This is a genomic window from Bradyrhizobium sp., from assembly GCF_035570375.1.
Classification (GTDB): domain Bacteria; phylum Pseudomonadota; class Alphaproteobacteria; order Rhizobiales; family Xanthobacteraceae; genus Bradyrhizobium.
Genome location: NZ_DATMLW010000044.1, coordinates 1 through 11,354, shown reverse-complemented (window position 1 = coordinate 11,354; position 11,354 = coordinate 1). Strand labels below are relative to the sequence as shown.

10 protein-coding genes are annotated in these 11,354 nt (G+C 62.2%); 7 read left to right on the top strand and 3 right to left on the bottom strand.

Annotated elements, in window-relative coordinates; all coding sequences use genetic code 11:
- Positions 1-133 precede the first annotated feature (133 nt).
- A complete protein-coding gene (locus tag VNX23_RS05455) occupies positions 134-565 on the top strand; it encodes a CBS domain-containing protein (RefSeq protein WP_325628165.1) in 432 nt (143 codons plus the stop codon).
- Positions 566-719: 154 nt separating this feature from the next.
- Here the strand turns inward: VNX23_RS05455 and VNX23_RS05450 are convergent, their stop codons facing one another.
- Both VNX23_RS05450 and VNX23_RS05445 read right to left on the bottom strand, forming a co-directional pair.
- Positions 720-3,014 carry an NAD(P)/FAD-dependent oxidoreductase gene (locus tag VNX23_RS05450; protein WP_325628164.1) on the bottom strand — a complete coding sequence of 765 codons (2,295 nt, stop codon included), beginning with the start codon at positions 3,012-3,014 and terminating at the stop codon, positions 720-722.
- Positions 3,015-3,117: 103 nt separating this feature from the next.
- Positions 3,118-3,309, bottom strand: coding sequence for a hypothetical protein (locus tag VNX23_RS05445; RefSeq protein WP_325628163.1), 192 nt, complete (start codon positions 3,307-3,309; stop codon positions 3,118-3,120).
- A gap of 199 nt (positions 3,310-3,508) precedes the next feature.
- On the opposite strand from VNX23_RS05445, the gene VNX23_RS05440 reads away from it, so the two are divergent.
- Positions 3,509-4,027 (top strand): hypothetical protein, encoded by a 519-nt coding sequence (locus VNX23_RS05440; protein ID WP_325628162.1) that lies wholly within the window; start codon positions 3,509-3,511, stop codon positions 4,025-4,027.
- 118 nt (positions 4,028-4,145) lie between these two features.
- Here the strand turns inward: VNX23_RS05440 and VNX23_RS05435 are convergent, their stop codons facing one another.
- On the bottom strand, positions 4,146-5,423 hold the full coding sequence (locus VNX23_RS05435; protein WP_414642947.1) for an allantoate amidohydrolase: 1,278 nt from the start codon (positions 5,421-5,423) through the stop codon (positions 4,146-4,148).
- 409 nt (positions 5,424-5,832) lie between these two features.
- On the opposite strand from VNX23_RS05435, the gene VNX23_RS05430 reads away from it, so the two are divergent.
- From VNX23_RS05430 to VNX23_RS05410, 5 genes are read left to right on the top strand one after another with little or no spacing between them, the layout of a single operon-like run.
- Positions 5,833-6,942: a BMP family ABC transporter substrate-binding protein gene (locus VNX23_RS05430; protein ID WP_325628161.1), complete on the top strand. Its 1,110-nt coding sequence runs from the start codon at positions 5,833-5,835 to the stop codon at positions 6,940-6,942.
- The gene (locus VNX23_RS05425) at positions 6,939-8,048 is read left to right on the top strand and encodes an ABC transporter permease (protein WP_325628160.1); all 1,110 of its coding nucleotides are present in this window, start codon (positions 6,939-6,941) and stop codon (positions 8,046-8,048) included. The genes VNX23_RS05430 and VNX23_RS05425 overlap by 4 nt, the downstream gene beginning before the upstream one ends.
- A 1-nt stretch (position 8,049) precedes the next feature.
- Complete coding sequence (locus tag VNX23_RS05420; RefSeq protein ID WP_325628159.1) at positions 8,050-8,976, top strand: ABC transporter permease; 927 nt, start codon at positions 8,050-8,052, stop codon at positions 8,974-8,976.
- Between the two features lie 28 nt (positions 8,977-9,004).
- A complete protein-coding gene (locus VNX23_RS05415) occupies positions 9,005-9,688 on the top strand; it encodes an isochorismatase family cysteine hydrolase (protein ID WP_325628158.1) in 684 nt (227 codons plus the stop codon).
- Positions 9,685-11,217: an ABC transporter ATP-binding protein gene (locus tag VNX23_RS05410; RefSeq protein WP_325628157.1), complete on the top strand. Its 1,533-nt coding sequence runs from the start codon at positions 9,685-9,687 to the stop codon at positions 11,215-11,217. Before VNX23_RS05415 ends, VNX23_RS05410 begins: the two co-directional genes overlap by 4 nt.
- The last annotated feature ends 137 nt before the right edge of the window (positions 11,218-11,354 follow it).

Below are 11,354 nucleotides of genomic sequence, written 5' to 3'. Positions count from 1 at the left end.
CCTGCCGATATGATAGGCTGATGCTCTTCGTGGAGAAGAACGGCTTCCATGGCATGCCCTCCGATCGAGGGCGCAAGACGCAGCCACGCAAATCAATGCGACAGGCGGCTAGGCCATACGATGGGAGGAGGCTATGTCCATCGAAAGCATTCTGAGGCGGAAGGGCACCGACGTCACAACAATCGCTCCTGAAGCCAGCATCAAGAGAGCGGCGGACTGGCTCCGCGCAAAGAATATTGGCGCGCTCGTGGTGACGAATGGGAACACAGTTCTTGGTCTCATTTCCGAACGTGAAATCGTTCACGCATTTTCCCGCCACGGCGAGGCAGCCGGGTCGATACCTGTGAAGGAAATCATGCAATACGGCGCGACCACCGTATCCCCGGACGAGAGTGTCAATCGCGTGATGAACCTGATGACGCACCATCGCGTGCGCCACATACTGGTGCTACGCGGCGGCGAGCTAGCCGGAATTGTCAGCATCGGTGATGTAGTCAAGCATCGGCTGGAGGATCTGGAGCTTGAGACGAACGTCCTGCGCGATGCCTACAACGCCGCGCGTTGACGGCTCGGGCGTCGTCTCACAGGCGTGCCAGCGCGCGACAATCAGGTTTCGATGGTCGTTCGAATTGAGGATGGCCATTTTTAAATCCATGTGTCGGTTGCAATATCGAAGTTAGTTGCAAGGCACGGCGGAGTCCTCGCAACTGTCGAGTGTATCACCGACCCTGGAAGGATGGATCGTCAGGCATCCGCCCGAGATCTTCGAACTCGGTGACGACGCCATCTACGATGGTGAAACCGGTGAACGTTCCCTGTTTGCCCGTCTGGTAGACCGCGTGTGACGCCGCCTGTCCGTTGAAGACGTAATCGACCCGGTAGAGCGGAGCGCCGCAAAGCTCCTTGATGTCGGTTTCCGTCATGCCAACACGAGGCGCAAAAGGCGGGCTTTCGCCCTCACCTTGAGGTGGCGACGGCAAATCAACCCGGAACAGATCGGCCGGAACATCTCGACCCACCGCGCGAGCGATCACGCGATCCGCCCTGAAAAACACGCTGGCTTCGACTTCTCCCGGACACGAGAAGACCCACTGATCCACCTCGATGCCGAACCATGTATGACGCAGACGGACCGTGGGTTCGCCGAGCGCGCGTCGCACCACGCTGCTGGCAAATCCCGGCCAGGCCTGCCGGAGGCGCGAGGGGAGAGCAGCCTCTTCCATCCGGAACGGGTTGAGCGTAACGCGCGACAACTTTCCGTCCGAGAGGATAGCCTGGCCGGGAATTGCGTCTGTAAACTCGAGTTTGCGTGTCCGGGTCGAACCACCGACGAAGTCGGTCTCCTTCGCAACTTTACCCATGACGCGGATAACGTCATCCCCCGTCATTCCCAGCCGGAGCTGGCTGGCGGGAGTTGCAACAAAGTTGACCTGCGGCGGCAGCGGCCCTGCGGCTGCATGGCCGGAAGCAAGCAAGAGACCGGCGATCGCGGCCGAGGCGAGCATTGCGAATGTCCTGTTCATGTTGGGCTTCTTTGTTGCGCCGTGACCTGTGGGATGGCGTCGCATCCTTCGGCGCGGTTGCGGAGCGGCCTGCTGCGGCGCGTTCGGCGGGGACGCGGGATAGATTCCGGCGGCGTAGCCGGCAAAACCGTCGAGCACCAGCGAGGTCGCGGACCACCAGATCAATGTCAGCACGCCCTCCACCCACCTCGCCGCGTGCGATGGCTTTGGCCCGGCCAAAGCAGATTGCTGCAGGGCCGGGCGTACGTTGCTGTCGCGCGCATCAACCCGTTCGGCGATTCGATCGGCGACATAGCGCGCATCCTCGGCAAGGCCGTAGATCAGTCCGGACTTCGCCGTGTGCAGCCATGGCAATCCGACAAAGAACAGCCCGGGAAGCGCGGCCACGCCGCGCGTCTGGATCGGAAAGCCGTCGCCGTCGACGACTGGAAGCTTTACCATCGAGAAATCGAAGCCGTAGCCGGTCGCCCAGATCACATTGGTGATGCCGGCCGCGTTGAGGTCGAGTCGGGTAAGGATTTCCTGATCGAAGCCGTCGCGCAGAACCGGCAGCGTTTCTTCCGGCGCCACAATTCCAGCATTGGCGACATAGGCATCTACAGCCTTGACCAGCTCCGCCTCGGCCCGATCAGCCGCGGCGAGATTGTCGTGCAGGTCATCCCTGAGCTTGACGATGCCATCTTCGACGGCCTCGAGACGGCCGAGGAGTATCATGCCATCGCGCGCGAACTGGTGCAGGTTGATGGTATGGCCGCCCCTGGTGCCGGAGATATGCGGCTTGCCGGCAAACTTCGCCTTCGGCGACGGCAGCTCGCCGACTCTCCGATCGTACTGGCCCATTTTGGCGAACCACCAGTTCGCGTCCTTGCCGCGATAGCGGCGCGGCGTTCTGGCCGCGCGGCCTGTCGCGAGATAAACCTTTCGCCCGGATTCGCAGAGTTCTTCGGCGATCTGTGCGCCGGATTGCGCGCTGCCGACGACCAATACGGCGCCAGGGAGCAGCTGCTCGGGGTTGCGATAATTGTCGGAATGAAGCTGCTTGATCTCTGCAGGAAGGTTATGGGCGAGCTTCGGAATCTTCGGAGTCTGATAAAGCCCCGTCGCGATGACGACGTTGTGCGCCCTGATGGTCTGGCCACCATCGATGGACACGACATAGTGGCCGCGGGCGGCATCGCGCGCGACGGCAACGACGCGCGCGCCGGTGCGGATCGGCAGCCGTTGCGCCATCTCGTCCAGGTGCGCCACGACTTCCTGCCTTGGCATGAAGCCGTCCGGATCATCCTCGCCGTAACGAACTCCCGGCAATCGCGATTGCCATCGCGGCGTGTTGAGCGTGAAGGAGTCCCAACGGTGATTGCGCCAGGCTTCGCCCGGCTTGTCCGCCTGTTCGAGAACCACGTGGTCAACGGACAGTCGTTTCAAATAGTGGCTGACCGAAAGGCCGGCCTGCCCTCCGCCGACGACGACGGTGTTTGTGCTAGTCAACATGACACTCTCCTTGTCACTACGAAGCTGCAGTTCCAGCCGCTCATCGGTTGGTTCGCTCGTCATGACGCGGAAGTGTTGCTGGCAAGGCGCTGCCATAAGACGGTCATACGGCATATGATTGTTCACGAAGCGTGATTAATCGTGGGAGGCGCGCATCGATCGCATCGAGAGCGACCGCATTCTCGGCAAGATCGATGAGGTCGAGCAAAGCGCCAGCGTGATGCAGACCGCGCCGCGCGGCGTGCTGCACCTTGCGGCGCCCGTCTCTTTCGGCAAAAAAATCCGGCGCGCGCACTTGATGCGGTGAGATGGACGTCGGCGTTACGGCAGTGGCAGCCGACATCCCTGCCGAAACAGGCCGCCGCAGCCCGGATCGCGATCATGCTCCAATGGCGGCCGCAAAATCCGGCTGCATCGTTCAGGTAAGCATGTCTTTAAATTGCAAGGACGGCGTTATATTGTTTCGGATACTGTGAAACGTCGAAGGGCCCTGAATGCCGATCCTCATCCTCGTAGCCAGCACTTTGTTGTTTTGGGCGATCTATTGGTTCATTCGTATGGGTGGCGTCGACCATTTCCGCGAGCGGTCCGCGCGCCGCAGGGACGAGGCGCGGCGTGTCCAGGTGCGCGAGTCGGAGCGGACCGCGCCGCTGCGTGCCATCGACGATCCGCGCGACGCAGCAACCGTGCTGATGTGCCTGATCCCTCGCGGCAGCGATCCGACAGCCAGCCAAATCACGACTATCCAAGAGACCATGCGCGCGGTGTTCGGCTTCGACCACGATGTGAACGAGCGCCTGACTCATGCGCGTTTTATTGCGAGCTGTGCGCAAAGTTTCGCAGAGGCGGCCCGACTGTTCGCGGATCTCTTCAAGAAGCGGCTCACTGCCGAGGAACGACGCGAACTCGTCGGTGTCGTGGAGGAAGTCGCGCGAATGGATGGCCCGTCCACGAAGCAGATCGCGGAGATCGCTGAGCTCAGGCGGCTGGTTGGACTCGATGTCACCGGGTAACTCAGCGTCGCGACACGACCTTATCCTGTACCCTTGGGCAGACTCGCGGAAAGTATGACGCCCCGCATGGCGCCTGGCCTTGCCACCGCTTCCCTGAATGCAGCCGTCAACCGACAGTTCACCCACCCGCCTCTTGCGGCCGAAAGTTTTCGATCAGCCGCAGCAACACCCGCGCGCCGGCGTCCGCATCGGCCATATCCACATGCTCGTCCGGATGATGGCTGATGCCGCCGCGGCAGCGCACGAACAGCATCGCGACGTCGGCTATATCCACCATCGCCATGCCGTCATGGCCGGCGCCGCTCGGCAGTTCGAACACGGGATAGCCTTCCGCGGCGACCGCTGCCGCCACCTGCTCCTTCAGCCATGGCGCGCAGGGCACGGTGCGGTTTTCATGGGTCACCTCGACCTGCAACTCGAGCGTTCGCCGCTTCGCGATCGCTTCAATCTGCCGGACGATTTCGCCGACCGCGCGCTTGCGGTGGTCATCCGTCGGCGCGCGGATATCCATGGTGAAGTGTGCCTCTCCCGGGATTACGTTGGTCGCGCCGGGCGCGGCGTCGATATATCCGACCGTCCCGACCAATCCAGCGTCGTCGGCGCGGCACAATTCCTCAATCTTCGAGATGCATTCCGCCGCCCCGGTGAGCGCATCGCGCCGCAACGCCATCGGCACCGTTCCGGCATGGCCGGCCATGCCTGTCAATCGTGCGGCGAGGCGCGTCGCTCCGGCGATCGCCGTGACGACCCCGATCGGCAAGTTCTCGGCTTCCAGCACCGGTCCCTGCTCGATGTGCAGTTCGATGTAGGCCAGGAGTTCGCCGCGAATTCTCGCCGCCGCGCCGATATGATCCGGATCGAGACCAAACTCGATCAGCGCTTCGCGCATGGATTTTCCGGTGCTGTCCCTGGTGGCGAGCACGCTCTGTTTGAACGTGCCGGCAATTGCGCGACTGCCGAGCAGGGTCGAGGCAAACCGCACTCCCTCCTCGTCGGCAAAGCCCGCCACTTCGATCGCGAACGGCAACCGCCGCCCTCGCCGGTTGAGATCGCCGACGCAGGAGATCGCCGTGATCAGTCCGAGCGGACCATCCCATTTGCCGGCGTCGCGAACTGTGTCGTAATGCGAGCCGAGCATCAGGCAGGGCAAGCGCGGCCGCTCGCCCTCGTAACGGCCGCAGACATTGCCGATGGCGTCAAGATGTGCGTTCATGCCGGCTTCGCGCATCCAGCCCATGATCAGCTCTGCCGCCGCGCGGTGCTCGCTCGTCAGGAAGATCCGCGTCAGATTGCCCGGGTCTTGCGAAATCGTCGCCAGGGCGTTGATCCGGCCGACGATCGCCTCGCCGAGCGGTGAGGTCTTGCGATCGCCGGTTTGCGCATTCATCTCACTCATGTTTTTCCGATTGATGCGTTGGAGCTCGCCAGCGGCGTGCTTTCAGGCCTTTCGAAAAGAATCCGGTAGCGATCGGAAACAGGTAGAAGCCTATGCCGATTGGCCAGCTGGCAAAATATCGGAACGCGCCAACCGCCCTTCCCTCCACGGCCAAAATTCGGGTTGGAGGATTGCTTAACTGGCTTGCATACAATCCCCAAATGTCGCCTAAATTTTAGCCGGCCGCTTTTCTGCCCAAGATTCAAACCGATCCCTAAAACGATCGATAGTCATTTGATTTCAGCATTTTAACTCAAGCTGCCCAGCAAAAAAGCTCTGGCACGAAGCTTGCGACATGCCCGGCGGGCTCCGCCGTTTCAGGCGAAGCCGCGTAGGAGCGGCGGTCCATCCGCCAAAAGGGAGCAGGCACATGGATTTTGGCAGGATTTCAAGACGACATCTTTTGCAAGGCAGCGCGGCGCTGACGCTCGGCTCGGCGCTGGGGGCAAGAAGCGTTTATGCGGCCGATACCACCATCGGCTTCATCTATGTCGGGTCGCGCGACGACTACGGCTACAACCAGGCCCACGCACAAGGCGCGGCGGCGCTGAAGAAAATGGCCGGCCTGAAGGTCGTCGAAGAAGAAAAGGTGCCGGAAACCGACGCCGTCGAAAAAACGATGGAGTCGATGATCAATCTGGACGGCTCTACTCTGCTGTTTCCGACATCGTTCGGATATTACAGCCCGCACGTGATCAAGACGGCCAGCAAGTATCCGAAGATCCGGTTCGAGCACGCCGGCGGCTTGTGGACGGAGAAAGACCCCAAGAACGCCGGCAGCTACTTCGGCTACATTGACGAGGCGCAATATGTCTCCGGCATCGTTGCCGGCTACTCGACCAAGAGCGGCAAGCTCGGCTTTGTCGCCGCCAAGCCGATTCCACAGGTGCTGCGCAACATCAATGCCTTCACGATGGGCGCCAGACTGGCGAACCCGAAGGCCACCACTCAGGTGATCTTCACCGGCGACTGGTCGATGCCGGTCAAGGAAGCCGAAGCCACCAACAGCCTGATCGATCAGGGCGTGGACGTTCTGACCTGCCATGTCGACGGGCCGAAGACCATGGTCGAGAACGCGGCGCGCCGTGGCGCGATGGTGTGCGGCTATCACGTCAACCAGTCGCCGCTCGCCCCGAAAGCCTATCTCACGGGCGCCGAGTGGAACTGGGAAGCGCTCTATCCGAAGTTCGTCAAGATGATGCTGGCGGGAGAGACGATCCCCAATTTCTATCGCGGCGGGCTGAAGGAAGAGATCGTCAAGGTGTCGCCCTATGGCGAAGCGGTCGCCGGGCAGGCGCGCAAACACGCCGACGACATCAAGTCGAAGCTCGTCGCGGGCAACTACACCATCTTCAAGGGTCCGATCGTGGACAACAAGGGCAAGACCATGATTCCGGCCGGCACCGAGCGCGGCCAGAAGGATACCGAACTGGAGAAGATGGACTACCTCGTGGAAGGCGTCATCGGAGCGACTTCGTGACATCGGAAGTTGCGGATTCCGCCGAGGGAATCGCGATTTCCCCGGCCGCAGATCCGGGGTTTCTCCAGCGTTACGGTGGAACCATCGAATACATCCTCATTCCGGGCGCGGCGCTGGTCGGCGCGCTCGGGGTGTTCGGAATTTTCGTCGCGCTGTTCGGCAAGAATCCGTTCGACCTCTATTTCTACATGTACCAGGGCGCGTTCGGCACCTGGTTCTCCTGGCAGAATACGCTCACGCGCGCAGCGCCCTTGATCCTCACCGCGCTTTGCACCGCGCTGCCTGCGCAACTCGGCATGGTCATCATCGGAGGCGAAGGCGCGCTCCTGATCGGCGCACTGGCATCCACCAGCGTGGCGCTCGCGATGCCGTGGGCACCGCCGCTTGCCGTGCAGCTGGCGATGGCGGCTGCAGGCATCATTTCCGGCGGGCTCTGGATCATGCTCTCGGGCGCGCTTCGTCAATATCGCGGCGTCAACGAGACGATTTCGAGCCTGCTGCTCGTCTATATCGCGCTGGCGATCCTCAACCATCTGGTCGAAGGCATGATGCGCGACCCCACCAGCCTCAACAAGCCATCGACGCACGAGATCGGCGCAGCCAATATGATGGGATCGATCCCCGGCACCGACGTACATTGGGGACTGGTGTTCGGCATCCTCGCCGCGGCCGCTTCCTACATCCTGATCTATCACACCGTGTTCGGTTTTGCCGCGCGCGTTGCCGGCGGCAATATTCGCGCCGCCAAAATCGTAGGCCTTGGCGTCGGCAAGCTGGTCATGACCATCTGTTTCCTGGCCGGTGCATCGGCGGGTCTTGCGGGGATGGTCGAGGTCGCCGCGGTGCAGGGCCGAACCAATGCCAATCTGGCCGCGGGCTATGGCTTCACCGGAATCCTCGTTGCGTTCCTGGCGCGGCAAAATCCGCTTGCCGTGATTCCGGTTGCCATTCTGCTCGGTGGAATCGGCGCAAGCGGCGGGCTGTTGCAGCGCCGGCTTGGCCTGCCCGACGCCTCCGTGCATGTGTTGCAGGGCATCATCTTCATCTTCGTACTCGCAAGCGATGCGCTCTACGGGCGGATCGGTTTCCTGAAAGGAAAATCCTGACATGGCCGACGGGGGAATCGGATTATGGACCGTACCGCTCGCCGTTCTCGGCGGCGCCATCCGCGTCTCCACCCCATTTCTGTTCGTCAGCCTGGGTGAATGCATCACCGAGCGCTCGGGCCGCATCAATCTCGGCCTTGAAGGCACGCTGGTGATGGGGGCGATGAGCGCCTACGGCATTTCCTATCTTTCGGGTTCGCCCTGGCTTGGCGTGTTCGCCGCGGGAGTTAGCGGCGCGCTTTTTGGCGCGCTCCACGCCGGAATCTGCTCGTTGCCGCGGGTCAACGACATCGCGGTCGGCATCGCGCTGATGCTGTTCGGCACCGGCCTTGCCTTCTATCTCGGAAAGCCGCTGATCGAGCCGACCGCCCCACGGCTGCCCGCGATCGATTTCGGATGGTGGAGCGATGTCGCGCAGGTCCGCGCCGCCTTGCGCATCAACGTGCTGTTTCTGTTCGGCATTGCGCTTGCGCCGATCCTTTACTGGGCGTTCCGGACGACCAAATGGGGTCTGTTGATCCGCACTGCCGGCGAAAGTTCGGATGCTGCGCGCGCGATGGGATATTCCGTGCTCGCCATCCGCCTGCGCGCCACCATGGTCGGCGGCTTCCTTGCCGGAATTGGCGGCTCGTTCCTGTCGTTGTTCTATCCCGGAAGCTGGAACGAAGGCCTCTCCAGCGGACAGGGCGTCACCGCAGTGGCGCTCGTGATCTTTGCGCGATGGGACCCGATGCTGTGCATGTGGGCCTCGCTCGCCTTCGGCGGCGCCGCCGCGCTCGGTCCCGCGCTGCAGTCGGTCGGCGTCACTTCCGGATATCATTTGTTCAACGCCGCACCCTACATCCTGACGCTTGCGATCATGATCATCACCTGCTCGCCGAAGCGCACCCTGACCGGGGCTCCGGCCGAATTGTCCATTACCCGATGAACCCTTCTCGACCGATGAGGCTCTCGACATGGCCGAACGCTACGTGAAGTCCGAGCCCTATGCCTGGCCCTATAACGGCGATTTGCGTCCGGAGAACACCGCGTTGATCGTCATCGACATGCAGACCGACTTCTGCGGGGTCGGCGGCTATGTCGACAAGATGGGATATGACCTGTCGCTGACGCGCGCGCCGATCGAGCCGATCAAGCGCGTGCTCGCGGTGATGCGGGCGCAGGGCTTCCACATCTTCCATACCCGCGAGGGTCACCGCGACGATCTCGCCGATCTGCCGGCGAACAAACGGTGGCGCTCGCGGCAGATCGGCGCCGGGATCGGCGATCCCGGACCGTGCGGACGAATCCTGGTTCGCGGCGAGGCCGGCTGGGAGATCATTCCCGAGCTCGCGCCGCTTTCGGGTGAGCCGATCATCGACAAGCCCGGCAAGGGCTCGTTCTGCGCCACCGATCTTGAATTGATGTTGCGGCTGCGCGGGATCGAGAACGTCGTGCTGACCGGCATCACGACCGATGTCTGCGTGCACACCACCATGCGGGAAGCGAACGACCGCGGCTTCGAATGCGTCCTGATCGAGGATTGCTGTGGTGCCACCGACAAGGACAATCACGATCACGCGCTGAAAATGATCAAGATGCAGGGCGGCGTCTTCGGCGCGGTTGCCACTTCCGCAGCCCTGATCGGAGCGCTGTCGTGATCATCGGCGAGACGCCGCTGCCGAACGGACCGCTGGGCGTCGATGCCCTCAACATGACCATGCGCTTCGGCGACTTTCTCGCCCTCGACAAGGTCGAACTGAAAGTACGTCCCGGCTCATTTCACGCGCTGCTCGGCGAAAACGGCGCGGGAAAAAGCACGCTCGTCAAGTGCATCATGGGCTATTATCACCCGACCGAGGGCGATGTGCTGGTGGGGGAGCGCCAGCGGGCGATCGCAAACCCCAGGGACGCTCACGCGCTCGGGCTCGGCATGGTGTACCAGCACTTCACGCTGGTGGGCGCGATGACGGTTGCCGAGAACCTGGTGCTGGCGCGCGACGACGTTCCCGCCGTGGTCAATTGGCTAAGGGAAAAACGCGAGCTGGAAAAATTTCTGGCGCGGATGCCGTTCAAGGTGCCGCTCGACGCGAAGGTTTCCGATATCTCGGCCGGCGAACGGCAAAAATGCGAAATCCTGAAGCAGCTTTATTTGAAGCGGCGCTTTCTCATTCTCGACGAGCCGACCTCGGTGCTGACGCCGGGTGAAGCCGACGAGGTGCTCGGGATGCTGCGCGCCATGGTCGTCAATGAGGGCCTGACGATCCTGATGATCACGCACAAATTCCGTGAGGTGATGGCATTCGCCGATGAAGTGACGATCCTTCGCCGCGGAAAACTGGCGGGAAAGGGCAAGGTATCCGAGCTGACGCCCGACAGCATGGCCCGCATGATGATCGGCGCGGAGGAATTGACGCTGCAGCCGCCGAGGGTCGGAGAAATCGGCGCTACCCGGCTCGAGCTCGATAAACTCAAGGCGCTTGACGATGCCGGCGCGGTCGCGGTCCACGACGTTTCGCTTTCGGTGCGCGGCGGAGAAATCGTCGGCATCGCCGGGGTTTCCGGCAATGGCCAGCGGCAGCTCGTCGAGGTGCTTGCCGGCCAGCGCCAGGCGGAGAGCGGCGAAATCCGCGTGATCGGCGACGTCTATCACGCCACGCGCGAAGAGATGCGGCGGCACAGAATGTCGCTCTTGCCGGAGGAGCCGCTGAAGAATGCCTGTGTCGGCGGCATGAGCGTCGCCGACAACATCGCCTTCCGCGAATTCGACCGCAGCCCCTTTGCCAGCGGTGGCTGGTGGCTCAACCGCTCCGCCTTCCGGAAATCGGCGGAAAGGAAGATCGGCCTCTACAAGATCAAGACCCGCACGCCGGATACCCCGATGTCGGCGCTCTCCGGCGGCAACGTTCAGCGCACGGTGCTGGCGCGCGAACTCGGCGGCGATGTCGAGGTTCTCATCGCCGCCAATCCCTGCTTTGGCCTCGACTTTGCCGCGGTCGCGCAGATCCATGCCGAGATCATGGCCGCGCGGAACCGCGGCGCCGCGGTGCTGCTGGTGAGCGAAGACCTGGACGAACTGCTCGAACTGTCGGATCGCCTCGTGGTGATATTCCACGGCCAATTCGTCTACGAAGCGCGCGCCAGTGAAGCCGACCTCACGGAAATCGGAAGGCACATGGCGGGACACTAGTGCTCCGATTCCGAAGTTCGCAAACATTCGCGGCGACCTCTGAGGCGAACTTCGGAATCAAAGGAGCACTAGCAAGTTAATGTTTCTAGTGCGGTTTTGAATTTGAAGTTCCTATGACGAGATTGCAGCAACACTGA

Bases quoted from the DNA above. Each gene is read 5' to 3' on its own strand.
- VNX23_RS05455 (WP_325628165.1), top strand. From the start codon at position 134: ATGTCCATCGAAAGCATTCTGAGGCGGAAGGGCACCGACGTCACAACA.
- VNX23_RS05450 (WP_325628164.1), bottom strand. From the start codon at position 3,014: ATGTTGACTAGCACAAACACCGTCGTCGTCGGCGGAGGGCAGGCCGGC.
- VNX23_RS05440 (WP_325628162.1), top strand. From the start codon at position 3,509: ATGCCGATCCTCATCCTCGTAGCCAGCACTTTGTTGTTTTGGGCGATC.
- VNX23_RS05435 (WP_414642947.1), bottom strand. From the start codon at position 5,423: ATGAGTGAGATGAATGCGCAAACCGGCGATCGCAAGACCTCACCGCTC.
- VNX23_RS05430 (WP_325628161.1), top strand. From the start codon at position 5,833: ATGGATTTTGGCAGGATTTCAAGACGACATCTTTTGCAAGGCAGCGCG.
- VNX23_RS05420 (WP_325628159.1), top strand. From the start codon at position 8,050: ATGGCCGACGGGGGAATCGGATTATGGACCGTACCGCTCGCCGTTCTC.
- VNX23_RS05415 (WP_325628158.1), top strand. From the start codon at position 9,005: ATGGCCGAACGCTACGTGAAGTCCGAGCCCTATGCCTGGCCCTATAAC.